The following is a 26,490-nucleotide window of genomic DNA, read 5'->3' as shown; positions in this document are numbered from 1 at the left end:
CTCAGAACCTTATATTCATATCTGAATAAGCTATTAAACCATGGATAATTTACCGGCCTATATCAGCATACTTTTTGGACTGACAACAATTCTTACTACCTGGCTATTTTATAAAGCTGCCAGCAATTCAAAACTATTCCTGTTGATTATTCTGATCTGGCTGGCAGCTCAGGCCTTCATTGCAAGTACAGGTTTTTATACTGTGACAACTGCTATGCCGCCGAGATTTCTACTATTAATTTTACCCCCATTTCTTTGCATCACCGGGCTTTTTACAACTCCAAAAGGCAGAAAATTTATTGATAGTTTAGACCTAAAGACCCTCACAATATTACATACCATTCGGATCCCGGTAGAAATTGTTCTCTTCTTCCTGTTCACTTATAAAACAATTCCTGAACTGATGACCTTTGAAGGAAGAAATTTCGATATTATGTCAGGAATCACAGCTCCTCTTATTTTCTACCTCGCATTTAAAAGAAAGCAAATAAACCGGAAAGTTATATTAATCTGGAATCTGGTCTGCCTTGGGCTTCTGGTAAATATTGTAACAAATGCAATTCTGTCTGCCCCATTCCCCTTTCAACAATTTGCCTTTGAACAGCCAAATATTGCAGTTTTATATTTTCCTTTTATCTGGTTACCATGCTGTGTGGTACCTATAGTTTTGTTTTCTCACCTGGCAGCAATCAGACAGTTGTTAAATTTTGGGAGTAAAACATAATTAATTATATTGTCAATAGGATAAAATAGTATTGTAAAATACCCAAGAGAAGGATTATCCGTGTTTTAAATCAGGTCTGATGAGGTTCTTACTGAAAAGACCTGATAGTTATTACAGGGAATTATAAGTAAATAAAGCATATTTTAATGAGAAATAACAGTTACTTATCGCAGGAAGAAACCAATGAACTGATCTTAGTATTAAAATCCCGGTTTGAAAAAAACATGAACCGGCACAAAGGCATCGAATGGGCTGATGTTCATGCAAAACTAAATTCAAATAATAATGCCCCCAAATTATGGTCGCTCAATGAAATGGAAAGAACGGGCGGTGAACCGGATGTTATTGGGCAGGATCAAAAGACAAGAGAATATATTTTTTTTGATTGCTCAGCTGAAAGTCCGAAAGACCGCCGGAGTATCTGTTATGACGAAGATGCGCTGGAATCAAGGAAAGAACATAAACCCAAAAATAGCGCGATTGGCATGGCCAAGGATATGGGCATTCTGATTTTATCGGAAGAGGAATACCGTGAGCTACAGAAACTTGGAAGGTTTGACACAAAAACATCAAGCTGGATAAAAACACCAGCAAAGATAAGGGAATTGGGCGGTGCCCTCTTCGGGGATTTTCGATACGGCACTGTGTTCTTTTATCATAACGGAGCTGAATCTTATTATGGTGCAAGGGGATTCCGTGGTTCTCTAAAGATTTAATCAGGCAGAATTCCTTTCTGCATTAATAATCCCGAAAGAACAGCGCATCACCAGTTTCTCAAATACTTTTACCTCGGGCGAATCTGAAGCTTTATTACCCTTTTCCCTGATCATGGTTAAAGCATATTGCTGAATGGTAATTAGCGGCAATTCAATGCGCTGCCTCATTCTGATTGAAAGCTGGTCAGTTTCCCTGTCGGCCATTAACTCGGATTTACCCGTCAACAGGAAGATGTACTTTTTAGTACGTTCAAACTCCTCATAAAACAAATTCCACAGAACCCCGTATTTCGGATGTTTAGACAAATAGGAAGTGAGAGGGAAAAAGCATTTACTCATTGCCATTTCACAATTACCCATAAGCGTTCTGAAATACAGTGATTGCTTGTATAGATTCATAATATCTCCCCACTTACCCTCCGAATCAAGTTTCTCAAAAGCAATTCCTACCCCAAAATACCCCGGTATATTTTGCTTTAACTGGCTCCATGCCCCTACATAAGGCACAGCTCTTAGATCATTCAGATTTAACTTGCCTGCTTTACGCTTGGACGGTCTGCTTCCTATGTTGGCTTCTGCATAATAGCGCAGCGGACTTGCAAAATTCAGGTATTCAAGGAAATCAGGATTGTTTTTCAGAAGGCTAAATGCCTGATAACTTTCTTCAGCTAATTCCTGAATCAATTCTTCTTCAGAGCTGCTCATTGTGGAACTTCTCAATGAAAACAGGGCATTACTGATTCCTGAATGCATTAATTGCTCCATATTGAATCTTGCCGAAGCTCTGGTGCCAAAATTAGAACTGATTGTTTGACCCTGAATGGTCAATTGTATCTCCTTATTGGCAATATTTTTACCCATAGAAGCATAAAACTGATGAGTTTTACCTCCGCCCCTTGCCGGCGGGCCTCCCCTTCCGTCAAAAAACACCACTTCTATTCCATGTTCTTTTGAAATCCGGGTTAGTTCTTCTTTGGCTTTATAGATGCTCCAGTTAGCCATCAAATATCCACCATCCTTTGTTCCGTCTGAGAATCCAAGCATGATTGTCTGAGCATTATTTCTGCGCTTCAAATGATTCAGATAGCTATCATTCTGGTATAAGATAGACATCACTTTAGCCGCACTCCTGAGGTCACCAATGGTTTCAAATAATGGAACAAAATCAATATTTAATTCCGCTTTTTTCCATCCGGCCATCAAACATAAAGCATACACTTCCATAACATCAAGTGCACTGGTTGTATGGCTAATAATATAGCGGTGACAACCTTCCGGTCCGTTGAAGCGTTGAATGGTTCTGATAGAAAGTAAAGTATCAAAGGTTTCTTTATCGAGATCCGTATCAACCACCAAAGAGTCAATAGCTTGCAAAAGCTGAATCTTTGACTCTTCAGAAAGATTTTTATAATTTTTGGGCAGGACCTTAGTTTTTTCGGCAATTATAGCTACCAAATCTCTGTGAACTGAGCTATCCTGTCTCACATCCAGCGAAGCAAAGAACAAACCGAATAAGTTAACCTTATCGAGTAAATTATTCACTTTGCTAAGGAATAAGCTATTGTGCTTTGCTATAAGTATATCCCTGATTTCTATCAAAGTAGCTTTTATTTCATCCTTTGACAGGTAGGCTTTATATCCGGGAATAAACAGGTTTTTGTAGAGCCGGTCTTCCAGTGAGGCCAATAAAGTATCAACACCCTGGAATGTCAATCGGCCTTTAAGCAAACGCACCTCCATGTAATAACATTTAATGATACTTTGCCTCAGTGCTTCAGCGACTTTTAAGGTAGTGTCGGCTTTTACAAATGGGTTTCCATCCCGATCACCACCCGGCCAGAATCCCATCCTGATCAATTGATTTTCTTCTGTCACCGCGTCTGGAAATTCGCTATTCAAAAAGGACAGAATATGTCCTGCCGAATGATAAAAAACATTCTCCAAAAACCAGATCAGATTAACTGCTTCATCATAGGGACTTGGTTTTTCCTTTTTAAAGAATGGCGTTTTTCCCAATTGCTGCAGATAGGTATTCACTAAAACCGTATCATCCTTTTGTAGTGCTTTTCCAAGATCATGAATAATGCCCAAAACTGCACTCGGATAAAACTGATTGGGATGGGCAGTAAGTACCAATCGAACAGAAAAGTCTTTCAGCTTTTCTGCCAGCTGCTGCTGAGAGTTGGTTTGAATGACTTCGGTTTGGAGCTGCTTCAGGGTTCCTGATCCATCCATATCGTGGGTTGAACCAAATGCGGCATCTTCCAATGCATCAAATAACACAACTTGTCTTTCAGAATATTGTATAAACCTGAATAAAAGATCTATTTGCTCTTTACTGCTGACATAGTTAGTATACTGCCGAAAAAAGGAATCAATAATTTCAGCCGGACTTTGATTATTGCGAAAACCCTCTTCACAATGCAGCAAAAATAAAGAAAGTAAAATCCCTGTTTTTTCAACCTTATGAAAGGGAAGAGAAGTAAACAAACTGTTATACATCTCAAACTTGGTTCCAACAAGATTCTTAAATTCTGCCAGGGTATTACTCATATTTGTTCATTCTAAATTTAGTGTACAGCGTAAAAACTGAATCAGGGCTGAAATTACATCAAAATGGAGGGAAATCAAAAATACGGCAGCAAAAATCTGCTATCTATGAGTAAAAGGGTGGGGTATTCAATATCTGATGAATGCGGATTCTTCACACACTATTCTGAATTCATGCAACATTTATTTTAAAAATTCATGAAGATGTTTGTTGAACTCATGAGCTTGTTCAAGATTGGAGACATGGCCGGCATGATTAATAATGCGAAGTATTGACCCCTCTATATTCTTATTCATAAATTCTGATTGTGCAAGCGGGGTAACCTGATCCTCCCTGCCGCAAATAATCAATGTTGGAATATTCACCTGACTCAGTATAGTACATGATTCTGAACGCTCAGCTAATGCTCTTAAGCCCATCGAGATTATATGCATAGAATTGGAGGAAATAACATTTCGCAATTCTTCAACAATTTCCTTTTTCTCAGTTAATGAATCTTTAAAGAAAACATTATTTACAAATCCTTTAGAGAAGTCTTCAGTTCCTTTCAAAGCTATTTCATCGATCAGTTTATAGCGCTTTGCCTTTCCTTCCGGAGTGTCTGCAATACATTGTGTATCACATAAAATCAAGGCCTCAAAACGATCAGAGTATCTTTTATAGGCATTTAATGCAATATAACCACCCATTGATAATCCGCAAACAATTGCTTTATCAATATTTAAATAATCCATAAACTGAATTAAATCATCTCCAAACAAATCAATGCTAAGAACTGATTCCTCGTCTATGGAATTTCCGAACCCTCTGAGGTCACAGGCAATCACACGATGTGAAGACTTTAAAAATTCAAGCTGTTCCTTCCACATTTGTTTACTGAAGGGAAAACCATGTAAGAAAATAAGTGGAACACTTCCTTCTCCAAGATCATCATAGGATAAATTGAAGTTATTTATTCTGGAAATTAAATTATATCCTTTAGCTAATTTTTCCATAAATTTTTCTTTAAACAGGTTAGTATCATAACTTGACATTAATGGATCAAAAATTGAGCCATTGCTTTTTTAATCCATTATTATTATTTTAATCACAAACCTAAAATGAACACTAACTTTGCCTAAATCACCTGTATAATATAATATGGCCATAATAGTGGTTTTATGTTGTGCTTATAAATTTTGTTTCAAAATGGGGATTCCGGATTAAAATAATGGTCGGATTTGACTTGCTGAAAATTTAAAAATCAATCATGAAAATAATATTCCTTTTGATCCTGCTCTTAACCAACATTAATTCTTTTGCCCAGGAGCAGCAAAACATTGGAAAAAAAGAAATTTTGTTTAAAATACAACAGTTTTTTGATGCGCTCGAAAAGCAGGATACAGTTTTGTTTAAATCTATTTTACTGTCGAATGGACAAGTCTGGGCGATCTCAGAAAAAGAAAATGCAGCAAAATATTCCATGCGCCCATTTAGTGATTTCATGAAAACACTGATAAATCCGGCAAGAATTATACAGGAAAGAATGCTTTCTTCAGAAGTAAAAATCCATTATCGGATTGCGATGGCCTGGGTACCATATACTCTGGACATCAGCGGTAAATTCTCGCATTGCGGAGTAGATCTGTTTACAATGCTTAAAACGGATGAAGGCTGGAAAATAGCGACTGCTGCCTATACTATTGAGCCAGACTGTTCTCGTTCCGGCTCAGGGCCGGAATGACAGGGGTTTTGCAAATAATAATAGCTAAGTGGCTGATTTATTTGTCATTACTGGTCTGACCCTTTGTCATTCCGGGCTTGACCCGGATATCGCCTTCACCCCCGGCAATTCCTTGCCTTCCATGTATTCCAGTAAAGCGCCTCCACCAGTAGATACATAGCTGACTTCATCCTCAAAACCAAATTTTGTAACCGCAGCGGCAGAGTCACCTCCACCTATCAATGAAAATGCGCCTTTTTTTGTAGCCTCTACTACCGCCTCGGCAACTGATTTGGTTCCGGTTTCAAACTTCTCCATCTCAAAAACCCCCATCGGGCCATTCCATAAGATAGTTTTGGAACTCTTTACAACTTCACTGAAACTTTTAACCGACTCAGGACCTATATCAAGTCCCATCCAGCCTTCCGGAATTGCATTATTTTGAGCAATTGCAGTATTGGCATCTGCAGCAAAAGCATCTGCCACCACCGAATCAAGCGGAAGAAGCAAATTGACATTTTTAGCTTTCGCCTTATTCAGTAATTCAGCAGCAAGGTCTAATTTATCATCTTCAACCAATGAATTACCTATCTCTCCACCCTGAGCCTTTGCAAAAGTATATGCCATTCCACCCCCAATGAGTAGATTATCAACTTTTTCCAGTAGTTGTTCAATCAAAAGAATCTTATCAGATACTTTTGCACCGCCCATAATTGCAGTAAACGGCCTTTCAGCATGATTCAATATTTTCTCTGCATTAGCCAATTCTCCGGCCATCAGGTAACCGAAATACTTAGCTGCCGGAAAGAATTTAGCAATGACTGCCGTAGAAGCATGCGCACGATGTGCTGTACCAAAAGCATCATTTACATATACATCAGCTAGTGCAGACAGCTTTTTTGCAAAGGCTTCATCACCTTTTTCTTCTTCTTTATAAAAACGAAGGTTTTCAAGCAATAAGACCTCTCCTGCTTTCAACTCTTTCGCCTTCGAAACAGCACTCTCACCTATGCAATCATCAGCAAACTGAATGTCCCTGTTCAATAAAATGGCAAGATGCCTGACCAAATGCCTAAGAGAATATTTCTCAGAAGGCCCGTCCTTAGGTCTGCCAAGATGCGACATCAATATGACCGAACCGCCATCGTTTAATATCTTTTCGATTGTAGGAACAGCCCCTACCATACGATTATCATCGGTTATATTGAATTTATCATCAAGCGGGACGTTAAAGTCGACGCGGATGAGTGCTTTCTTACCGGAAAAATTTAAAAAATCTACAGTATTCATATGATTAGGTATTAGTCTTATGCTTTTCTATTACTGGATCTTGAGGTACATTAGCCTGTGGGGTCCAACACCCTCTATTTCGAATTCATCAGAAATGATCTCAAATCCTATGCCCAGATAAAATCTGCAGGCATTTATTCTGGCATTACACCAGATGTAATTCACTTTTTTCCCCTTAAGGTAAACAATTGCAAAATTAAGCAATTGATTTCCGATTCCTTTTCTATGATAATCAAAAAGTGTGGCCATACCCCTCAGTTGATATCCCACACCCTCATAGGCCTCTTTAGCTTGCTTATGAAAACTTCCTATACAAATCAATTCATCATCCTTATAATAGCCCAGATGAAAGGTATCTTCGTCATCGTCTCCATCAAAACGGCAAAGTTCAGGAACCATTCCCTCTCTCAAAACGGAGCTTCGTATGTCCAGAGTACCTTCTGTACTGATAAATCTGATCATATAAGGTTGATCAACTTCAAAGTGCTGCAATTTTTATTACCAGATCAGCCAGGCGGTTTGAATAACCCGACTCATTATCATACCAGCCAACAACTTTGACCAATTCACCTACTACCGAGCTCAGTTCAGAATCAAAAATACAGGAATGTGGATTATCCACTATATCAACCGATACTATGGGATCTGAAGTATATTCCAGAATTCCTTTTAAATATCCTTGAGAGGCTGTTAAAAAAGCCTCATTTATCTCCTTAGTGCTCACCTTCTGTTTAAGGGTACAGGTAAAATCTGTCAGAGAGCCATTCAAGACCGGAACACGAATCCCAGCACCACCCAATTTACCTTCGAGATGAGGAAATATCGTAGTGATCGCTTTTGCCGCACCTGTCGTGGTTGGAATAATGGATGCTGAAGCTGCCCTTGCCCTTCTCAGATCTTTATGAGGGGCATCATGGAGGTTCTGGTCTCCGGTCATAGAATGTACGGTGGTAATATAACCTTCCACAATACCCCAATGGTCATCCAGAACTTTAATCATAGGCGCAACATTATTGGTTGTACAAGAGGCATTGGAAAGAATTGACGCCTGGAGATTAACCAAATGATCGTTCACACCCAATACAACCGTAGCAATTTCCCTGTCTGCCGAAGGAGCAGAAATAATAACCTGCCTGGCTCCTGCCTGCAAATGCAAACCTGCACCTGCTCTATCTGTAAATTTCCCGGTAGATTCAATTACAAGATCTATATCCAGATCCTTCCATGGAAGCTTCGACGGGTCTTTTTCAGCGAAAACCTGAATTTTTTGGTCATTTATTAGCAAATGATCCATATCAGCAGATACTTCCCCATCAAACCCCCGGTGTACAGAATCATATTTAAACAGATGAGCAAGGGTCTTTGTATCAGAAAGGTCATTAATCGCAATAATTTCGAGTCCTGACCTTTGTAGCAGGGCTCTCAGGGTAATCCTTCCGATTCGGCCAAATCCGTTAATTGCAATATTCATATGTACAAACGATAATGTCCAAAGTTATTCAAATGAATGAAAAAGAGCCTGATTATATTCCTGAATTGATCACCTTCCAAAGCATATCTTTCAGCTCTAGCAGCCCTTTTTGAGCAACTGAAGATATAAAAACATAAGGAATAGCAGGTAAATCCATTTTCATTTCGTTCATGAGTTCCTCATCAAGTAGATCCGATTTACTTATGGCCAGGATACGGGGTTTATGCATCAGTTCAGGATTATAATCTTCCAGTTCATTGAGCAGGATTTCATATTCTTGTTTTATGGTTCTTGCGGTATCTGCCGGGACTAAAAATAACAGTACAGAGTTCCGTTCAATATGTCTGAGGAAACGAATACCAAGTCCTTTTCCCTTAGAAGCACCCTCAATGATACCAGGGATATCAGCCATGATAAAAGAGCGATTATCGCGGTAAGAAACGATACCCAAATTTGGAACAAGGGTTGTGAAAGCATAGTCTGCAATTTCAGGTTTTGCAGCAGAAACAACAGAAAGCAAGGTTGATTTACCGGCGTTTGGAAAACCTACCAAACCTACATCAGCAAGGATTTTCAACTCGAGTACCATCCATTCTTCTTTGCCCGGTTCACCGGGTTGAGAAAAACGTGGGGTTTGTTTCGTGGAAGTTTTAAAATGCCAGTTTCCCAATCCGCCCCGGCCACCTGGGGTTAAAATCTTTGTTTCTCCATCTTTAGTGATTTCAAACAGAATTTCACCCGTTTCGGCATCCCTTGCAATTGTTCCCAATGGAACTTCCAGAATCTCATCCTTACCTGTACGGCCTGATTTCTGTCCGCTGGAACCCGGGAAACCATTTTCAGCGATAATATGTTTTCTGTATTTAAGGTGCAGTAATGTCCAGAGCTGACTGCTTCCTTTAAGTATGATATGCCCGCCGCGCCCGCCGTCTCCACCATCAGGGCCTCCTTTAGAGGTAAGGATATCACGGTGTAAATGGGATGAACCTGCTCCTCCATGTCCTGAACGACAGCATATTTTTACGTAATCAACAAAATTTGAGCTCTGAGACATAATTTTAATTTACAGAGAACAAAATCCGGGCAGAAAATTTATTGATCTCAGAAAGATGTATTAACTGGAATAACAGCGATTAATAAGTATCAACCACCGAACAAATCGAATCAAAGATCTGATCAATAGTACCAACCCCGTTAATACTGGTCAGTTTATTCTGTTCTTTATAGTAATTTGCTACAGGTGCAGTTTTGGAGTTATACTCTACAATCCGCTTGCGGATAACTTCCGGGTTTGCATCATCCGGGCGGCCTGAATCTTTTCCTCTTAGCAGTAAACGCTTTTCAAGTTCTTCAGGTTCGACAACAAGTGCTACCATTCCTGAAATTGCAGATGACTTTGTCGATAATAACTTGTCAAGAGCTTCTGCTTGTGCTACAGTACGGGGAAATCCGTCAAAAATAAAACCTCCTGCATCTTTATTAGAGTCCAGCTTATTGCTGATCATTCCGATAACAACTTCATCCGGAACTAAAACTCCCTGATCCATCAGCTTCTTAGCCTCCAGACCTAATTCCGTACCATTGGAAATTTCGGATCTCAGAATGTCACCTGTAGACAAATGAACTAATTGATACTTTTCAATTAGTTTTTCGGATTGTGTTCCTTTACCAGCTCCCGGAGGGCCAAACAATACTAAGTTCAGCATTTGAATGTTAAATTAATTTCTGTGAGCCAAATTAATTCATTTGAAACAGAAATACCTAATGAAATTTTAAAAGCCTTTTCGTAAATAAGTCGAAAAGGCTTTCAATGATGTGCGTTGTGCACCTGAAGGGAGTCGAACCCCTAACCTCCTGATCCGTAGTCAGGTGCTCTATCCAATTAAGCTACAGGTGCCTTTTTTAACGGACTGCAAAAATATGCTTTCTTTTCAAACAAACATAGTTTTTTTGAAAAAAAGCCAATCAGTTAAAAAAACAGGTCTGAAATTTATTCCGGACCTTTAAGCTATTTAGCTCAATGCAGCACGAATCGCATCAAAATCAGGCAGATCACCTGCAGATTCGAGCACCTGTGCAAAAACGATCTGATGATCCTCATCCAGGACAAAAGCAGCTCTTTTTGCCACTCCCTTCAGATTGAATACAAATTCATCATAGTAGGCACCATATGCTTTTGAAACCTCTTTATTAAAATCCGACAATAGCGGAAACTGATAATTATTTAATTCTTTAAATTTTGCCAGAGTAAAGGGAGAATCAACAGATATTGCCAAAACCTCTGCCCCTAGTCCGTCATAATAGCCGAAAGTGTCGCGCATCGTACATAGTTGAGTGGTACATACCCCTGTAAATGCCATTGGAAAGAAATGGATTACAACCTTTTTGCCTTTAAAATCACTTAGTGAAATTTCCTTAAGTTCTGAACTGTACAATTTGAAATCAGGTGCTTCTTGACCTATAGATAGTGCCATATTTTTTGGTTTAATTAAATTTTGTTTAAAGATAATATTATATATAGTATCAGGATATTCTGTAAAATTTCATGACAATTACGGGACATACTGCATACGCCCTTCTCTATTTAGACTTAGAAATCGCTTTTATCTGGGTATCCACGAAGGCAATTCCCTCTTCAAAAGATCGGGGATTGTAGCCCAGCACCCTTTTAGCCTTATCCAAAATAAAGCCCGTTTTTTTAGGGCGATTGGCAGTCTGATTTAAACTGTCGGCAGAAATTGGATTGATCAGGGATTGATCCAGCTTCCAGTAGTCTGCCACCATTTTAACCATTTCCAATATACTCAGCATGTCCTTTCCTGAGGCATTAAAAATGCCCTCAGCATTTTTCTTAGCAGCAAGCAGGCAGCATTCTGCCAGATCCTCTGCGAGAGTTGGCATTCGCCATTGATCATCTACCACATTTATAGGGCTGCCCTTTTCGAGTGCTCCTTTTGCCCAAAGAATAATATTGCTCCGGCTCATGTCATTTACGATACCATAAACAATGATGGTTCGCAAAATAACCCATCTGCAGGTTGATTTCTGCAAAAGCTGCTCTGCTTCGAGTTTCGTTTGCCCATAATAACTCAGTGGATTGGGATGATCTTCTTCAGTATACGGACCGTTTTCACCATCGAAGATAAAATCGGTAGAAAGATGTATTAATTGAATCTTATGTTGCTCACAAATTCCGATCAAACTTTTTACTGTTTCCACATTCAAAGCATAGCAATTTTCCTTATCACTTTCACAGGCATCCACATTGGTCATTGCTGCGGTATTAATAATGGTATCAGGATGATATTTTTCTACGACCCTCTGAATTTGTTTAGGATCCAGTATATCCATATCCTCATAGATGTATCCATTCTTAACCGGATGCCGGTTAGGACCCTTTGAACTTGCAATTAGTTCAACTTCAGGATCAGAAACACAAAGGTCAGTCAATTTCTGACCCAAGAGTCCATTACTGCCTGTTACAAGAATTCTTTTCATTGTCCAAATAAAACAGTATTTTCTTTAAGAAAGGAATAAAATGTAAAGCAGTGGAGAATTAAAAGTTGAGAGTGGAGAATTGACAGTTGACAATGCTATCGGGTGGAGAATTTCCGCCATTTTGAATGTCATCCCGACGCAGAAGGGATCTTTTGAATTTAAGTCCTAAACAGATAATAATTAATTTAGGGTTCGTTTTAATAAGTTTGAGATCCCTCCAGGATCGGGATGACGGTTAGCTTTAGCCTCGTTCCTGTCCTGGTTCCTGGCTCTTGATTCTTGATTCTTGATTCTCAATACTCCATACTAAATACTCAATACTAAATAAAATAAAAAAACTTCAATTAAGTATTTGATTTACGGGGATAAAGAGTATTTTTGCAGACCAAAAAATGCCCCTTAAACGGGCTAAAATTGTTGATTTAATAAAGATTTACAAAAAATATGCCAAACGCCGGAAAAATTGCACAGATTATCGGACCTGTAGTAGACGTCAGCTTCACTGAGAATGCCCAATTGCCAAAGATTTACGATGCACTTGAAATTGTAAAAGATAACGGACAAAAGATCATTCTTGAAGTTCAGCAACATCTTGGAGAAGATCGTGTTCGAGCTATTGCGATGGACTCAACAGACGGACTTGTTCGTGGGATGAAAGTAATTGATACCGGATCGGCTATTAAAATGCCAATTGGTGACAAAATCAAAGGTCGTTTATTCAACGTTGTTGGTGAAGCTATTGATGGTATTGATACAATTGATAATTCGGACGGATATCCAATTCACAATACCCCGCCAAAATTTGATGAGTTAAGTACTGAAACTGAAGTGCTTTTCACAGGTATCAAAGTGATCGACCTGCTTGAGCCTTATGCTAAAGGAGGTAAGATTGGTTTGTTTGGTGGTGCGGGTGTTGGTAAAACAGTACTGATCATGGAACTGGTAAATAATATTGCGAAAGCATATGCAGGTTTATCAGTTTTTGCCGGAGTTGGTGAGCGTACCCGTGAAGGAAATGACCTTTTACGTGAGTTCATTGAGTCGGGTGTAATTAACTATGGTGAAGCCTTCAAACATTCTATGGAAGAAGGCGGCTGGGATCTTAAATCTGTTGATAAAGAAGCATTAAAGGATTCTAAAGCAACGCTGGTATTCGGACAGATGAATGAGCCTCCTGGTGCACGTGCACGTGTAGCTTTATCCGGTCTTACAGTAGCAGAATATTTCCGTGATGGTGAAGGAGAAGGACAGGGAAAAGATATTCTTTTCTTCGTAGATAATATCTTCCGCTTCACCCAGGCTGGTTCTGAGGTTTCAGCACTTCTTGGACGTATGCCATCTGCGGTAGGTTATCAGCCAACACTGGCAACTGAGATGGGATTGATGCAGGAGAGGATTACATCCACTAAGCGTGGTTCAATTACATCTGTACAGGCGGTTTACGTTCCTGCGGATGACTTGACTGACCCTGCACCGGCAACAACATTTGCTCACCTTGATGCAACAACCGTATTATCACGTAAGATCGCCGAGCTTGGAATTTATCCGGCAGTAGATCCATTGGATTCAACTTCACGTATCCTGAACGCTGCTACACTTGGTGATGAGCATTATGGTACTGCACAACGTGTGAAAGAAATCTTACAACGTTATAAAGAATTACAGGATATTATTGCCATTCTTGGTATGGACGAATTATCTGAAGAAGATAAACTGGTAGTAGGTCGTGCCCGCCGTGTGCAGCGTTTCTTATCTCAACCTTTCTTCGTAGCTGAACAATTCACCGGATTAAAAGGTGTATTGGTTGACATCAAAGATACCATCAAAGGTTTCAATATGATTATGGACGGAGAAGTGGATGAGTATCCTGAAGCTGCGTTCAACCTGGTAGGTACTATTGAAGATGCAATCGAAAAAGGCAAAAAATTATTAGCTGAAGCAAACGCTTAAATTAGTACAGAGATATTAGTATTGAGATACTCAATACTCAATACTCAATACTCAATACTCAACCTATGAAATTAGAAATATTAACCCCTGATAAAAAAGTCTTTGAAGGCGAAGTAAGGTCTGTGACCGTACCAGGTACCATGGGTTCTTTCGAAGTACTTAAAGATCACGCACCTGTAATTTCAACTCTGGAAGATGGCAAAGTGATCATCCGTACTGATAAGGATGAAGAAACTATTTTTATCAAAGGCGGTGTCATTGAAGTACTGGATAATAATATCATGGTACTTGCCGAAGGAACACAGAATTCCTGAGCGTCAAATTAAAAAAGAAGGCCCCTCTGATCAACAGATCGAGGGGCTTTTTTTATACACACAATTTTGATTTTTTTTCGGCTCTTGCCGGATTTCAGGCAGAAATCAGACAGTTTGATCTGAATAAAATTTTCATGAACCGAAAACCCAAAACCGTTTTGGTATATTTACACAAAATTTATTAAAGCTATTTTTAAATAAATCGGAATTTAATATTGATATATTAACAATAATAATATTTTATTCTAATTTAAAAAAAATGCATTGTCTATTGATACTTAAATCCTAAGACCTTAAATTGAGATTTAAATGAAACAGGAAATTATAAACGTTTGTATAATGAATGGTGCTTTGAATCTTAATTTTAATAAACTGACTATTCCGGGTATCCTTTCCCTCATTTATATTCTGAATTATATTCTGCTCGTCCCTGCTGTTAAGGTGTAAAATCTTTTAAAATCAAATAAAAAGACCAGCGCCTTCCTTTAACAGAAAGGCTTTTTTTTTAGAAAAAATATAGTCAAAAAAAATAAAAATTAAGATACAAGAATCTGAACAATGGAACTTAATAAATACAGCAAAACAATCACGCAGGATCCAACACAACCAGCCTCCCAAGCCATGTTGTACGGAATTGGATTGACCAGAGAAGATCTGGCCAAGGCACAGGTAGGCATTGTAAGTATGGGCTATGATGGCAATACCTGCAATATGCACCTGAACGAACTTGCCGCAGTAGTCAAGAAAGGTGTCTGGAATAATAATCTTGTGGGTTTGATGTTTCATACCATTGGTATCAGTGATGGTATAACAAATGGTACAGAAGGAATGCGCTACTCTCTTGTTTCGAGAGATTTGATCGCCGACTCTATTGAAACTGTCTGCGGCGGACATTATTACGACGGACTTATTGCATTACCGGGATGTGATAAGAATATGCCGGGAGCTATCATGGCGATGGGCCGCTTGAACAGACCGGCAATCATGGTTTATGGTGGAAGTATCCATTCCGGAAATTATAAAGGACAATCGCTGAATATTGTTTCTGCATTTGAGGCATTAGGTCAGAAAATGGCAGGGAACCTTGCAGAAGAGGATTTTCAGGGAGTTATAGAACACGCATGTCCGGGTGCAGGTGCCTGTGGAGGTATGTATACTGCAAATACGATGGCTTCTGCAATTGAGGCGATGGGAATGAGTTTGCCTTACAGCTCAACCTACCTTGCATTAAGTGAAGAAAAGAAACAGGAATGCCTTGATGCAGGTAAATACATCAGGATATTGCTGGAAAAAGATATCAAACCAAGGGATATCATGACAGAAAAGGCATTTCATAATGCCATAGTAACGGTAATGGTTTTGGGTGGTTCAACCAATGCAGTTCTGCATTTGATTGCAATGGCTAAATCGGTTGGAATCAAACTTGATCTTGAATATTTCCAGAAGATTAGTGATGAGACTTCAGTTATTGCCGATTTAAAACCTAGCGGAAAATACATGATGGAAGACGTTCATGCAATTGGCGGATTACCATCAGTTTTAAAATATCTGTTACAAAAAGGATTACTCCATGGTGATTGCATGACTGTTACAGGAAAAACTCTGGCAGAAAATGTAGCCGAAGCCGCAGATCTTAATTTTGAAAATCAGGATGTGATCTATCCTTACGAAAATCCGATTAAGAAAACAGGGCATTTACAAATGCTTTACGGCAACCTTGCACCTCAGGGCTCTGTAGCAAAAATCAGCGGAAAAGAAGGCGAGTCATTCACTGGTCCGGCGCGTGTATTTGACGGAGAATTTGAATTGATCCATGGCATCAGTAGCGGTAAAGTAAAAGCAGGGGATGTGGTCGTAATCAGGAATGTCGGACCTAAAGGTGCCCCAGGCATGCCGGAAATGCTTAAGCCAACATCAGCCATCTTTGGAGCCGGCCTGGGTGCTTCAGTTGCGCTTATCACAGATGGCCGTTTCTCAGGAGGAACTCATGGTTTTGTGGTTGGACATATTACCCCGGAAGCTTTTGAAGGCGGAAATATTGGTCTGGTGAAGGATGATGATATCATTCAGATCGACGCAAACAAAAACTCCATCGATGTGATGATCACAGCCGAAGAAATGGAACACAGAAGAAAACTCTGGCAGCAGCCGGCACCTCCTGTTAAGAATGGAGTGTTATTTAAATATTTTAAACAGGTAAAGAACGCCAGCGAAGGCTGCGTTACTGACGAAGAATAATGAATTGATAAGATGAATCAATTCATCTTATCAATGATACAAACATATAAATAAATAATTATGGAAATTGAGCAGCAAGCATTGAGTAACCCTACAGGAGTTGAAACGATTGACATTTCGGGTTCTGTAGCCCTTCTCGAAGCATTGATCGCCGAAGGCACCGAAGTTATCTTCGGATACCCTGGCGGGGCAATTATGCCGATCTATGATGCATTGTACGACTACAAGGAAAAATTAAACCATATTCTGGTAAGGCATGAGCAGGGCGGGATTCACGCCGGACAAGGTTTTGCCAGAACTTCGGGTAAGGTAGGTGTGGTATTTGCAACCAGCGGCCCCGGTGCTACCAACCTGGTCACCGGATTAGCTGATGCGATGATCGACAGCACTCCTCTTGTTTGTATTACCGGACAGGTGTTCGCACATCTTCTGGGCACTGATGCATTTCAGGAGACAGATGTGATCAATATCACAACTCCTGTCACAAAATGGAATTATCAGATCACTGATGCTACAGAAATTCCGGAAGTGCTCAGCAAGGCTTTCTACATCGCGAGAAGTGGAAGACCCGGTCCGGTGTTAATCGATATCACAAAAAATGCCCAGATACAGAAATTTGATTACAGCGGTTATACCCCCTGCAATCATATCCGGAGTTACCGTCCAAAGCCGCTTGTCCGCAATGAATATATAGATAAGGCCGCAGCCCTGATCAATCAGGCTAAAAAGCCTTTTGTATTGTGGGGGCAGGGAGTAATTCTGGGTGAGGCTGAATTGGAATTCAAAGCTTTCGTTGAAAAGAGCGGAATTCCATCAGCATGGACCATTCTGGGAGCCGGAGCTATCCCAACAGATCATCCCCTGAATGTGGGAATGTTGGGGATGCATGGAAATTACGGACCTAACGTTCTTACCAATGAATGCGATGTAATGATCGCCATTGGAATGAGATTCGATGACCGTGTAACCGGCCGGCTCGACAAGTATGCTAAACAGGCGAAAATCATCCATCTGGATATCGACCCTTCAGAAATTGACAAAAACGTTCAAACTACGGTTCCTGTTTGGGGCGATTGCAAAGAGACCTTACCTGCATTAACCAAACGAATTCAGCAGAAAACCTATCCTGAATGGCTTCAGAAATTCAGGGATTTCGAGCAGAAAGAGATCGAAGCTGTAATCAATGATGAACTGCATCCGGCTTCAGGTGAACTGACCATGGGTGAAGTGATCAGTCAATTAAATGAATTAACTCATGGCGAGGCGATCATCGTTACCGATGTAGGTCAACACCAGATGGTAGCCTGCCGATACGCCAAACTGAACAAAACAAGAAGTAATGTAACCAGCGGCGGACTTGGAACTATGGGATTTGCCTTACCGGCTGCCATTGGTGCCAAATTTGGTGCACCGGAGCGAACAGTTGTTGCTGTAATCGGTGATGGGGGCTTTCAGATGACCCTTCAGGAATTAGGCACCATTATGCAAAGTGATATCGATGTGAAGATCCTGATTCTGAATAATAAATTCCTGGGAATGGTAAGACAATGGCAGGAACTTTTTAATCAGCATCGTTATTCCTTCGTCGACATAGAAAGCCCTGATTTTGTGGCACTTGCTGCTGCCTACAGAATTAAAGGAAAGAGTATTTCAGAGCGTGGGGAGATTTCCTCTTCATTAAAAGAAATGCTTGAACACAAAGGTTCTTTCCTGCTTGAAGTGATGGTTACCAAGGAGAATAATGTATTCCCGATGGTGCCGCAAGGATGCAGTGTGAGTGAGATCAGATTGAAATAATAAGCCCCACAACCTCCCCAAAGGGGAGGCTAAAGAAAATCATATGGATTCAAATAAAATTAATAGCGCACCAGCCTCCCTCTCCTCAGGAGAGGGCCGGGGTGAGGCTAAACAGGAATTCACCATTACTGTTTATACTGAGAACCAGATTGGCCTCCTTAACCGGATTGCGATTATCTTCACACGTCGCAAAATAAATATTCATAGCCTGAATACCTCGCCATCTGAGATTGAGAGTATTCACCGCTTTAATATTGTAGTTCATGAAACCGAGGATGTCGTTAGAAAACTTTCAAGGCAAATTGAAAAGCAGGTTGAGGTTCTGAAAGTGTATTTCAATACAAACGAGGATATTATCTGGCAGGAAATGGCTCTATATAAGGTACCTACAGATATTATTGCAGAAAAAGCAAGTGTGGAGCGTTTACTCCGTGAAAATGGCGCCAGAGCAGTTGTGATACGCAAGGATTATACGGTATTTGAAACTACAGGCCACCGCGAAGAAACTGATGCTTTGATCAAAATTCTGCAACCATTCGGACTCATTGAGTTTGTACGAAGTGCACGCGTAGCCATTATCAAAAACAGTGATGGCTTTAACCGCAAGCTCCGCGAATTTGAAAAAGCAGAACCTGGCGAGGAGGTAGTTGAAAATGAATACCTGAATAAAGGGCAGCGGATATTCACTATGTAAGTCAATAAAGAGACCATTATTAATCAAAATCATTAAATAAAAAACAAAAAGTAAAATCAAAAACAATATGGCAAAGATCAATTTCGGTGGAGTTACAGAAGAGGTAGTAACCCGCGAAGAATTCCCCCTAGACAAAGCTCGTGAAGTTCTGAAGGATGAAACTGTAGCAATTATCGGTTATGGTGTTCAGGGTCCCGGACAAGCATTAAACCTGCGCGACAATGGCATCAGAGTGATTATCGGACAGAGAAAAGATTCAAAAACCTGGGATAAAGCTATTGCTGACGGATGGGTTCCGGGTGAAACTCTGTTTGAAATTGAAGAAGCTGCTGAAAAAGGTACAATTATTCAATATCTGTTATCAGATGCCGGACAAATCGCACTTTGGCCAACCATCAAAAAATACCTTACTCCCGGGAAAGCGCTTTATTTTTCTCATGGATTTGGTATCACTTACAAAGAGCAAACAGGTATTATCCCTCCTGCTGATGTAGATGTGATTCTGGTTGCTCCAAAAGGATCAGGTACATCATTACGCCGCATGTTTTTAGCAGGAAAAGGTTTGAATTCATCTTTCGCGATCCATCAGGATGCAACAGGAAAAGGCAGAACACGTGCAATTGCATTAGGAATTGGTGTTGGATCAGGATATTTGTTCGAAACTGATTTCCGTAAAGAAGTTTACTCTGACTTAACTGGTGAGCGTGGAACACTGATGGGTGCAATCGCAGGTATCTTCGAAGCACAATACAATACCCTTCGCAGAAATGGACACTCTCCTTCTGAAGCATTCAACGAAACAGTTGAAGAACTTACTCAAAGTCTGATGCCACTGGTAGCAGAAAATGGTATGGACTGGATGTATGCGAATTGCTCAACCACAGCACAACGCGGTGCATTAGACTGGAAAGGACGTTTCCGTGATGCTACCCAGCCTGTATTTGATGAATTATATGAGAGTGTAGCATCGGGAAAAGAAGCTGAACGTACAATTAAATTGAACAGCCAACCGGATTACCGTGTAAAACTTGAAGCAGAACTTAAAACACTTCATGACAGTGAGATCTGGCAGGCAGGACAGGCAGTAAGAAGTTTACGCCCTGAGAATCAACCTGAGAAATAATAAGTATTAAGTTATAAGTATTAAGTAATAAGTTATAAGTACTAGGTTGTAAGTTTTAGGTTAAAAGCCGTTGGGCATAAACTTAAAACTTACAACTTATAACCTACAACTAAATGGCACAAACCCTGTTTGATAAGATCTGGAATAAACATGTTGTCAGCAGAAATGCAGGCTTTCCGGACACCTTATACATTGATGCTCATCTCATTAATAAGGTGACGAGTGCCAGGGCTTTTGAAGGTTTACGAAGACGCAATATCGCAGTTTTGAGACCCGCACAAACACTGGTTCAGAAAGATCCGGCTTATAGCCAGCATCTGCCCGCTTCAGACCTGTCGCGTTTTCAGCTTGACCTCTTCAACAGGAATTGCGGCGATTTCGGATTGGAAAACTTTGAACAACATCTTGTTGATCAGGCCAACACTTTGTATGCATTTCCGGGACAGACCATGGTGTTTGATCAGAATCATACAGGTGATTTGGGTGCTTTTGGGGTATTATCTATCAGTATTAGTGAATTATTGGTAGAACAAGTATTAGCAACACAATGCTTGCTGATAAACAAGCCAAAGCGGATGAAGGTAGAAGTGAATGGAAAATTGGCTAAAGGACTTGGACCAAAGAATATAAATCATTTCCTGTTATCAGAAATATCTGCAGCAGAGGCAAATGGGTATTTTATTGAATATTCAGGAGACACTATCCTTAATCTGGATATAGAAGGCCGGATGGCTATCTGTAATATGAGCAGGGAAATTGGTGCAATTGGCGGGCTTATAGCTCCGGATAAAATTACTTTTGAATACCTGAGCAGTCGTGGATTGATGCCGGATGGTGAAGCTGCAGAAGAGATCATTTCATTGTGGCAAAGTTTGTATTCTGATGAAGCTTGTGTTTTTGACGAGGTTCTTGAGTTCGATGCCGAAGATATTGTTCCGGGGAATTATGGTATTGGTCTTTCCAGACTAATCCAGTCTAAACCGGCAAATCAAAGATCAGAAATGATCACCCACGATGGTGCAGCAATAATTGCAGGTTATAACGATACTGATTATCTGTTAAACCATCTGGATAGTATTGAAAATTTCGAAAGCAAAACGATATATAAAGTTTACGATGGGGCATAATCCCCATATTTAAGATCAGAGCCGCTGAATTCAGGCAAAAATGGAGCAAAATTGCTCTGTTAAAGAAAAAAAATATGTTACACGACCCAAACCGCATCTATATTTTTGACACCACCTTAAGGGATGGAGAACAGGTACCCGGATGTCAGTTATCTACTGTTGAAAAGATCGAAATAGGCAAGGCCCTCGAAAAACTTGGGGTAGATATCATAGAAGCCGGCTTCCCTATCTCAAGCCCTGGTGATTTTCAAAGTGTAGTCGAACTCTCGAAGGCTGTTCGTGAGCCGGTAATTTGCGCGCTGACCCGTGCAAATAAAGGGGATATAGACTCTGCTGCTGAAGCTTTGAAATTTGCTAAGCGCCCAAGGATTCATACAGGAATTGGTTCATCAGATAACCATATTAAATATAAATTCAACAGTACAAGGGAGGCAGTTCTTGAACGTGCCATTGATGCTGTGAAGTATGCCAAAAGCTTTGTAGAAGATATTGAATTCTATGCAGAAGATGCTGGTAGAGCTGATAACGTATTTCTGGCCCAAATGGTCGAAGCTGTTATTTCGGCTGGCGCTACAGTAGTAAATATACCCGATACTAATGGATATTGCCTGCCTGAGCAGTATGGTGAAAAAATACGTTTCCTGAAAGAGAATGTTAAAAACATTGATCAGGCAATCATTTCAGTCCATTGCCACAATGATCTGGGATTGGCCACTGCAAACAGTATTGCAGGTATTCAAAATGGAGCGCGGCAGGTAGAGTGCACAATCAATGGAATCGGAGAGCGTGCAGGAAATACGGCATTGGAAGAAATTGTAATGATTCTAAAGACTCACAAAACTCTCAATTTTACTCATCAGGTAAATAGCAGGCACTTATACGAGCTTAGCGGAATGGTTAGCCGAATGATGCGTATGCCAGTTCAGCCTAATAAGGCTATTGTTGGAAAGAATGCATTTGCACATAGCTCGGGTATTCATCAGGACGGCGTGTTAAAACATCGTGAAACTTATGAAATCATCAATCCGGAAGATGTAGGTATTGATCAGTCAGAAATCATCCTTACTGCACGTAGTGGAAGACATGCCCTGAACCATCATCTTGAGCGCCTGGGATATACTATAGACCGGATCGACCTTGATCAGGTTTATAATAAATTCCTGACCATGGCTGATGGCAAAAAAGAAATAAGGGATGACGATATTCTCCTTCTAATGGGAGACAGGGCTGAATCAAATTACAAAGATGGCCTTTCAATCAAGAGTTTGCAGGTGAAATGTGGCGATCAGGAAAGTCCGGAGGCAATGATTAAATTGTTTTACAAAGGCATGGTTCATGATGCAACAGCGGCAGGAAACGGACCGGTTGATGCGACGATCAAAGCAATTGAAAAAATCATCGGAAGAAGCTTCAACATCAAAGAGTTTAATATACATGCGATACATAGTGGAAGCGATGATGTGAGCAAAGTGGATATGCTTGTTATAAATGAAGGCAAATCCTATAAAGGCTACGGATTCAGCACTGATATTGTCCGTGCTTCTGCGAATGCTTATCTGGATGCACTGAATAAGTTTGTTTAGGAGATTTGAGTTGTATGTTTTACGTTGTAAGTGATAAGTTTTAAATCGGTTAATATCTAAATACTAAATACTGGGTACTAAGTACTGAGTACTAAATAAAAAAAATATGAGCAATACATTGTTTGACAAAGTGTGGGATTCTCACGTAGTTCGTAAGATTGAAGGTGGGCCTGATGTGTTATTTATCGACCGTCACATGGTTCATGAAGTTACGAGTCCGGTGGCCTTTCTTGGTCTCAAAAACCGAGGGCTTAAAGTACTGTACCCTGAGCGCACATTTGCTACAGCGGATCATAATACCCCAACGATCAATCAGCATTTACCGGTTGCAGATCCTCTTTCGGCCAATCAGTTGAAAGCACTTGAATCTAATTCAAAAGAACATGGGATCAGTTACTGGGGTTTAGGGCATCAGAAAAACGGGATTGTGCATGTGGTTGGTCCTGAGTACGGGATCACCCAACCGGGAGCAACTATTGTTTGCGGTGATTCACATACCTCAACCCATGGTGCCTTCGGCGCAATTGCTTTTGGTATCGGTACCTCTGAAGTAGAGATGGTACTAACTACTCAGTGCATTATGCAGCCTAAGCCAATGAAGATGAGAATCAACATCAATGGTGAGCTGGGTAAAGGAGTAACACCAAAAGACGTCGCATTGTTTATCATATCACAATTGAGTACCTCGGGTGCTACCGGATACTTTGTAGAATATGCAGGTGAAGTATTTGAAAATATGAGTATGGAAGGCCGTATGACTGTTTGTAATCTGAGCATTGAAATGGGTGCCAGAGGTGGTATGATCGCACCTGATGAAACGACCATTAACTACGTGAAAGGCCGCGAATTCAGTCCGAAAGGCGAAGCATGGGACAGAGCACTGGCCTATTACAAGAGCCTGAAAACAGATGCGGATGCAGTTTTTGACAAGGAATATACATTTGATGGTTCTACCATTGAACCGATGATCACCTATGGAACTAATCCGGGAATGGGTATGGGCATTTCGAATTCAATTCCTAAAGCAGGGGAAGTTGAAGGCGGAGCTGCTACATTTGCCAAATCACTCAACTATATGGGTTTCAATGAAGGCGAGCCAATGATGGGGAAACAGGTGGATTATGTATTCATTGGTAGCTGTACTAACGGTAGGATTGAAGATTTCCGGGCTTTTGCTTCCATTGTAAAAGGAAGAAAAAAAGCTGATAATGTTACTGCATGGTTAGTTCCGGGATCACATATTGTTGAAAAGCAGATTCAGGATGAAGGATTGCTGGATATTTTCACTGAAGCTGGATTTACCCTGCGTCAGCCAGGTTGTTCTGCATGTCTGGCGATGAATGATGATAAAATCCCGGCAGGAAAATATGCTGTAAGTACCTCGAACAGGAACTTTGAAGGACGTCAGGGACCAGGTTCCAGAACCATGCTGGCAAGCCCGCTGGTTGCAGCAGCAGCTGCAGTAACCGGAGTGGTAACTGATCCGAGAACATTAATTCAATAACAGGCGATATTTCGCATAAAGACATAAAGATGGCTTACGATAAATTCAACATATTAAGAAGTTCTGCAGTTCCATTGTCAATTGAGAACGTGGATACTGATCAGATCATCCCTGCCCGCTTTTTAAAAGCAACAGAGCGCGTAGGATTCGGGGATAACCTTTTCCGCGACTGGAGATATAATTCAGACGACAGTCAGAAATCAGAATTCGTACTCAATAATCCACTTTACAGTGGTAAAATTCTGGTTGGAGGAAAGAACTTTGGTTCCGGTTCATCCAGGGAACATGCTGCCTGGGCAATTTATGATTATGGTTTCAGGTGTGTTGTATCCAGCTTCTTTGCGGATATTTTCAAAGGCAACTGCCTTAACATTGGGGTTTTACCGGTACAGGTTAGCCCTGAGTTTGCTGATAAGATATTCCAGGCAATTGAAGCAGATCCGAAAACAGAACTTGAAGTGAACTTGCCGGAGCAAACGATCAGCATTCTGTCTACGGGAGAAAAGGAATCCTTTGACATCAGCTCATACAAAAAAAGCAATATGCTCAATGGCTTTGATGACATTGATTATCTGGTAAATATGAAGCCGGAAATACAAGAATTTGCATCTAACCTGCCTATATAATACAAAAACATACAAATGGGAAAGAGGAAAATAGAAATAATGGATACAACACTCCGCGATGGTGAACAAACCTCCGGGGTGTCGTTTTCTATTTCGGAAAAACTTACCATCACCCAACTGCTCCTTGAAGAACTCAGGGTTGACCGGGTTGAGGTGGCATCAGCACGGGTGTCGGAAGGTGAGTTTGCTTCGGTTAAGGCCATTATGGATTGGGCAAACACCCATGGCCATACTGGCCAGATTGAGGTGCTTTCATTCGTAGACCATGGAGTATCAATTGAATGGATGGCTAAAGCTGGTGTTAAGGTGCAAAACCTTTTAACCAAAGGATCTTTAAACCACCTGAAACATCAGCTGAAAAAAACTCCGGAACAGCACTTTGCGGAAATTGCCGACAATTTTAAATTGGCTGCACAACATGGGATTTCAAGTAATGTTTATCTTGAAGACTGGAGCAATGGGATGCGCAATTCTCCGGAGTATGTTTTTCAGTATCTTGATTTTCTTTCAGACCAACCTGTAAAAAGGATTATGCTACCTGATACCCTTGGCGTGCTGACTCCCTCTGAAACTTTTGAATATATTTCTCAAATCAAAGCCAGGTATCCAAAAATTCATTTCGACTTTCATGCGCATAACGATTATGACCTCGCCAATGCTAATACTCTCGAGGGCATCAAAGCAGGAGCCGATGGCCTGCATTTTACAGTAAATGGCATGGGTGAGCGTGCAGGCAATGCCTCAATGGCCAGTGCGGTTGCAGCTATCAATGATTTTATGCCTGAAATTGAGATCAATATCAATGAGGAGGCAATTTATACTGTCAGTAAACTGGTAGAAACTTTTTCAGGAATCAGAATCCCATCAAACAAGCCGATCGTAGGTGATAATGTGTTCACACAAACTGCCGGTATCCATGCCGATGGAGATAGTAAAAACAACCTGTATTTTAATGACCTCCTTCCCGAACGTTTTGGGAGAAAGCGTACCTATGCCTTAGGAAAAACATCCGGCAAGGCAAATATTGAAAAGAATCTTCAGGAACTTGGTCTGAAACTGAGTGATCAGGATCTAAAAAAGGTAACACAACGTGTTATCGAACTGGGTGACATGAAAGAAACGGTAACAAAGGAAGACCTTCCATATATCATTTCTGATGTTCTGAACAGTCCCTCAACTACCGATAAGGTGATTGTTGATTCTTATGTTTTGACTCATTCCAAAGGATTAAGACCTTCGGCGACGATTTCTGTGCGCTTTGACGGAGAATTATTCGAAGAAAATGCTCAGGGCGATGGACAATTTGATGCCTTTATGAAAGCATTGGGCAAGGTCTATGAGAAAAAGAAGGCATGTCTTCCTAAATTAATCGATTATGCGGTAAGAATTGCACCGGGAAGTAATTCAGATGCTTTGTGCGAAACGATTATTACCTGGGAAACACCAACTAAAAAATTCATTACCCGTGGCCTTGATTCAGACCAGACCGTATGTGCGATCAAGGCGACTCAGAAAATGCTTAATATCATTTAGTTGGTTAATGTAGTTGGTTAGTTGGTTGGTGGTTAGTTCTTAGTAAATT

At 40.5% G+C, this 26,490-nt stretch carries 24 protein-coding genes and 1 tRNA gene; 15 read left to right on the top strand and 10 right to left on the bottom strand.

Going from position 1 to position 26,490, the window contains the following annotated elements; genetic code table 11:
* Positions 1 to 40: 40 nt before the first annotated feature.
* Together Q8S11_RS10760 and Q8S11_RS10755 are read left to right on the top strand one after the other, a co-directional pair.
* Positions 41 to 724: a hypothetical protein gene (locus tag Q8S11_RS10760; protein ID WP_305662097.1), complete on the top strand. Its 684-nt coding sequence runs from the start codon at positions 41 to 43 to the stop codon at positions 722 to 724.
* A 146-nt stretch (positions 725 to 870) separates the two neighbouring features.
* Entirely contained in the window at positions 871 to 1,440 is a 570-nt protein-coding gene (locus tag Q8S11_RS10755) for a DUF4256 domain-containing protein (RefSeq protein WP_305662096.1), read from the top strand.
* Here the strand turns inward: Q8S11_RS10755 and Q8S11_RS10750 are convergent, their stop codons facing one another.
* Both Q8S11_RS10750 and Q8S11_RS10745 read right to left on the bottom strand, forming a co-directional pair.
* Positions 1,441 to 3,993, bottom strand: coding sequence for a phosphoenolpyruvate carboxylase (locus tag Q8S11_RS10750; RefSeq protein WP_305662095.1), 2,553 nt, complete (start codon positions 3,991 to 3,993; stop codon positions 1,441 to 1,443).
* Positions 3,994 to 4,173: 180 nt separating this feature from the next.
* Positions 4,174 to 4,986, bottom strand: a complete 813-nt coding sequence (locus tag Q8S11_RS10745; RefSeq protein WP_305662094.1) for an alpha/beta fold hydrolase — start codon at positions 4,984 to 4,986, stop codon at positions 4,174 to 4,176.
* A 254-nt stretch (positions 4,987 to 5,240) separates the two neighbouring features.
* Here Q8S11_RS10745 and Q8S11_RS10740 point away from each other — a divergent pair, with 254 nt between their 5' ends.
* Positions 5,241 to 5,714, top strand: coding sequence for a nuclear transport factor 2 family protein (locus Q8S11_RS10740; RefSeq protein ID WP_305662093.1), 474 nt, complete (start codon positions 5,241 to 5,243; stop codon positions 5,712 to 5,714).
* Between the two features lie 66 nt (positions 5,715 to 5,780).
* On the opposite strand, the gene pgk is transcribed toward Q8S11_RS10740, so the two are convergent.
* From pgk to Q8S11_RS10700, 8 genes are all read right to left on the bottom strand, one after another.
* Positions 5,781 to 6,983 (bottom strand): phosphoglycerate kinase, encoded by a 1,203-nt coding sequence (pgk, locus tag Q8S11_RS10735; protein ID WP_305662092.1) that lies wholly within the window; start codon positions 6,981 to 6,983, stop codon positions 5,781 to 5,783.
* A 30-nt stretch (positions 6,984 to 7,013) separates the two neighbouring features.
* Entirely contained in the window at positions 7,014 to 7,445 is a 432-nt protein-coding gene (locus tag Q8S11_RS10730; RefSeq protein WP_305662091.1) for a GNAT family N-acetyltransferase, read from the bottom strand.
* 16 nt (positions 7,446 to 7,461) lie between these two features.
* A complete protein-coding gene (gap, locus tag Q8S11_RS10725) occupies positions 7,462 to 8,454 on the bottom strand; it encodes a type I glyceraldehyde-3-phosphate dehydrogenase (RefSeq protein WP_305662090.1) in 993 nt (330 codons plus the stop codon).
* A gap of 52 nt (positions 8,455 to 8,506) precedes the next feature.
* Positions 8,507 to 9,508, bottom strand: a complete 1,002-nt coding sequence (obgE, locus tag Q8S11_RS10720; protein WP_305662089.1) for a GTPase ObgE — start codon at positions 9,506 to 9,508, stop codon at positions 8,507 to 8,509.
* A 79-nt stretch (positions 9,509 to 9,587) separates the two neighbouring features.
* Positions 9,588 to 10,160, bottom strand: a complete 573-nt coding sequence (locus tag Q8S11_RS10715; protein ID WP_305662088.1) for an adenylate kinase — start codon at positions 10,158 to 10,160, stop codon at positions 9,588 to 9,590.
* Between the two features lie 117 nt (positions 10,161 to 10,277).
* A tRNA-Arg gene (locus Q8S11_RS10710) sits at positions 10,278 to 10,351 on the bottom strand.
* Positions 10,352 to 10,466: 115 nt separating this feature from the next.
* A complete protein-coding gene (locus tag Q8S11_RS10705) occupies positions 10,467 to 10,928 on the bottom strand; it encodes a redoxin domain-containing protein (protein WP_305662087.1) in 462 nt (153 codons plus the stop codon).
* A gap of 106 nt (positions 10,929 to 11,034) precedes the next feature.
* Positions 11,035 to 11,952 (bottom strand): SDR family oxidoreductase, encoded by a 918-nt coding sequence (locus tag Q8S11_RS10700; protein ID WP_305662086.1) that lies wholly within the window; start codon positions 11,950 to 11,952, stop codon positions 11,035 to 11,037.
* Positions 11,953 to 12,396: 444 nt separating this feature from the next.
* On the opposite strand from Q8S11_RS10700, the gene atpD reads away from it, so the two are divergent.
* From atpD to Q8S11_RS10640, 12 genes are all read left to right on the top strand, one after another.
* Positions 12,397 to 13,902 (top strand): F0F1 ATP synthase subunit beta, encoded by a 1,506-nt coding sequence (atpD, locus tag Q8S11_RS10695; protein WP_305662085.1) that lies wholly within the window; start codon positions 12,397 to 12,399, stop codon positions 13,900 to 13,902.
* A gap of 65 nt (positions 13,903 to 13,967) precedes the next feature.
* Entirely contained in the window at positions 13,968 to 14,216 is a 249-nt protein-coding gene (atpC, locus tag Q8S11_RS10690) for an ATP synthase F1 subunit epsilon (protein ID WP_305364024.1), read from the top strand.
* Between the two features lie 309 nt (positions 14,217 to 14,525).
* Positions 14,526 to 14,663, top strand: a complete 138-nt coding sequence (locus tag Q8S11_RS10685) for a hypothetical protein (protein WP_305662084.1) — start codon at positions 14,526 to 14,528, stop codon at positions 14,661 to 14,663.
* Between the two features lie 111 nt (positions 14,664 to 14,774).
* Positions 14,775 to 16,454, top strand: a complete 1,680-nt coding sequence (gene ilvD / locus Q8S11_RS10680; RefSeq protein ID WP_305662083.1) for a dihydroxy-acid dehydratase — start codon at positions 14,775 to 14,777, stop codon at positions 16,452 to 16,454.
* 60 nt (positions 16,455 to 16,514) lie between these two features.
* Positions 16,515 to 18,251, top strand: coding sequence for a biosynthetic-type acetolactate synthase large subunit (gene ilvB, locus Q8S11_RS10675; RefSeq protein ID WP_305662082.1), 1,737 nt, complete (start codon positions 16,515 to 16,517; stop codon positions 18,249 to 18,251).
* Positions 18,252 to 18,294: 43 nt separating this feature from the next.
* Positions 18,295 to 18,945, top strand: coding sequence for an acetolactate synthase small subunit (gene ilvN / locus Q8S11_RS10670; RefSeq protein ID WP_305662081.1), 651 nt, complete (start codon positions 18,295 to 18,297; stop codon positions 18,943 to 18,945).
* Between the two features lie 67 nt (positions 18,946 to 19,012).
* On the top strand, positions 19,013 to 20,068 hold the full coding sequence (gene ilvC / locus Q8S11_RS10665; RefSeq protein WP_305662080.1) for a ketol-acid reductoisomerase: 1,056 nt from the start codon (positions 19,013 to 19,015) through the stop codon (positions 20,066 to 20,068).
* A 113-nt stretch (positions 20,069 to 20,181) separates the two neighbouring features.
* Entirely contained in the window at positions 20,182 to 21,195 is a 1,014-nt protein-coding gene (locus Q8S11_RS10660) for an aconitase family protein (protein ID WP_305662079.1), read from the top strand.
* A gap of 74 nt (positions 21,196 to 21,269) precedes the next feature.
* Positions 21,270 to 22,778, top strand: coding sequence for a 2-isopropylmalate synthase (locus Q8S11_RS10655; RefSeq protein WP_305662078.1), 1,509 nt, complete (start codon positions 21,270 to 21,272; stop codon positions 22,776 to 22,778).
* A gap of 106 nt (positions 22,779 to 22,884) precedes the next feature.
* Positions 22,885 to 24,282 (top strand): 3-isopropylmalate dehydratase large subunit, encoded by a 1,398-nt coding sequence (leuC, locus tag Q8S11_RS10650; RefSeq protein ID WP_305662077.1) that lies wholly within the window; start codon positions 22,885 to 22,887, stop codon positions 24,280 to 24,282.
* A gap of 29 nt (positions 24,283 to 24,311) precedes the next feature.
* On the top strand, positions 24,312 to 24,908 hold the full coding sequence (gene leuD / locus Q8S11_RS10645) for a 3-isopropylmalate dehydratase small subunit (protein ID WP_305662076.1): 597 nt from the start codon (positions 24,312 to 24,314) through the stop codon (positions 24,906 to 24,908).
* Between the two features lie 15 nt (positions 24,909 to 24,923).
* The gene (locus Q8S11_RS10640) at positions 24,924 to 26,441 is read left to right on the top strand and encodes an alpha-isopropylmalate synthase regulatory domain-containing protein (RefSeq protein WP_305662075.1); all 1,518 of its coding nucleotides are present in this window, start codon (positions 24,924 to 24,926) and stop codon (positions 26,439 to 26,441) included.
* The last annotated feature ends 49 nt before the right edge of the window (positions 26,442 to 26,490 follow it).

Source organism: Daejeonella sp. (assembly GCF_030695525.1).
In the GTDB taxonomy this organism is placed as follows: domain Bacteria; phylum Bacteroidota; class Bacteroidia; order Sphingobacteriales; family Sphingobacteriaceae; genus Daejeonella.
Note: the sequence above shows the minus strand (reverse complement) of the source record. Positions and strands in the feature narration are given on the sequence as shown.

What these genes read in the sequence shown, in the direction of transcription:
- Q8S11_RS10760 (WP_305662097.1), top strand. Translation starts at nt 41, where the DNA reads ATGGATAATTTACCGGCCTATATCAGCATACTTTTTGGACTGACAACA.
- Q8S11_RS10755 (WP_305662096.1), top strand. Translation starts at nt 871, where the DNA reads ATGAGAAATAACAGTTACTTATCGCAGGAAGAAACCAATGAACTGATC.
- Q8S11_RS10750 (WP_305662095.1), bottom strand. Translation starts at nt 3,993, where the DNA reads ATGAGTAATACCCTGGCAGAATTTAAGAATCTTGTTGGAACCAAGTTT.
- Q8S11_RS10745 (WP_305662094.1), bottom strand. Translation starts at nt 4,986, where the DNA reads ATGGAAAAATTAGCTAAAGGATATAATTTAATTTCCAGAATAAATAAC.
- Q8S11_RS10740 (WP_305662093.1), top strand. Translation starts at nt 5,241, where the DNA reads ATGAAAATAATATTCCTTTTGATCCTGCTCTTAACCAACATTAATTCT.
- pgk (WP_305662092.1), bottom strand. Translation starts at nt 6,983, where the DNA reads ATGAATACTGTAGATTTTTTAAATTTTTCCGGTAAGAAAGCACTCATC.
- Q8S11_RS10730 (WP_305662091.1), bottom strand. Translation starts at nt 7,445, where the DNA reads ATGATCAGATTTATCAGTACAGAAGGTACTCTGGACATACGAAGCTCC.
- gap (WP_305662090.1), bottom strand. Translation starts at nt 8,454, where the DNA reads ATGAATATTGCAATTAACGGATTTGGCCGAATCGGAAGGATTACCCTG.
- obgE (WP_305662089.1), bottom strand. Translation starts at nt 9,508, where the DNA reads ATGTCTCAGAGCTCAAATTTTGTTGATTACGTAAAAATATGCTGTCGT.
- Q8S11_RS10715 (WP_305662088.1), bottom strand. Translation starts at nt 10,160, where the DNA reads ATGCTGAACTTAGTATTGTTTGGCCCTCCGGGAGCTGGTAAAGGAACA.
- Q8S11_RS10705 (WP_305662087.1), bottom strand. Translation starts at nt 10,928, where the DNA reads ATGGCACTATCTATAGGTCAAGAAGCACCTGATTTCAAATTGTACAGT.
- Q8S11_RS10700 (WP_305662086.1), bottom strand. Translation starts at nt 11,952, where the DNA reads ATGAAAAGAATTCTTGTAACAGGCAGTAATGGACTCTTGGGTCAGAAA.
- atpD (WP_305662085.1), top strand. Translation starts at nt 12,397, where the DNA reads ATGCCAAACGCCGGAAAAATTGCACAGATTATCGGACCTGTAGTAGAC.
- atpC (WP_305364024.1), top strand. Translation starts at nt 13,968, where the DNA reads ATGAAATTAGAAATATTAACCCCTGATAAAAAAGTCTTTGAAGGCGAA.
- Q8S11_RS10685 (WP_305662084.1), top strand. Translation starts at nt 14,526, where the DNA reads ATGAAACAGGAAATTATAAACGTTTGTATAATGAATGGTGCTTTGAAT.
- ilvD (WP_305662083.1), top strand. Translation starts at nt 14,775, where the DNA reads ATGGAACTTAATAAATACAGCAAAACAATCACGCAGGATCCAACACAA.
- ilvB (WP_305662082.1), top strand. Translation starts at nt 16,515, where the DNA reads ATGGAAATTGAGCAGCAAGCATTGAGTAACCCTACAGGAGTTGAAACG.
- ilvN (WP_305662081.1), top strand. Translation starts at nt 18,295, where the DNA reads ATGGATTCAAATAAAATTAATAGCGCACCAGCCTCCCTCTCCTCAGGA.
- ilvC (WP_305662080.1), top strand. Translation starts at nt 19,013, where the DNA reads ATGGCAAAGATCAATTTCGGTGGAGTTACAGAAGAGGTAGTAACCCGC.
- Q8S11_RS10660 (WP_305662079.1), top strand. Translation starts at nt 20,182, where the DNA reads ATGGCACAAACCCTGTTTGATAAGATCTGGAATAAACATGTTGTCAGC.
- Q8S11_RS10655 (WP_305662078.1), top strand. Translation starts at nt 21,270, where the DNA reads ATGTTACACGACCCAAACCGCATCTATATTTTTGACACCACCTTAAGG.
- leuC (WP_305662077.1), top strand. Translation starts at nt 22,885, where the DNA reads ATGAGCAATACATTGTTTGACAAAGTGTGGGATTCTCACGTAGTTCGT.
- leuD (WP_305662076.1), top strand. Translation starts at nt 24,312, where the DNA reads ATGGCTTACGATAAATTCAACATATTAAGAAGTTCTGCAGTTCCATTG.
- Q8S11_RS10640 (WP_305662075.1), top strand. Translation starts at nt 24,924, where the DNA reads ATGGGAAAGAGGAAAATAGAAATAATGGATACAACACTCCGCGATGGT.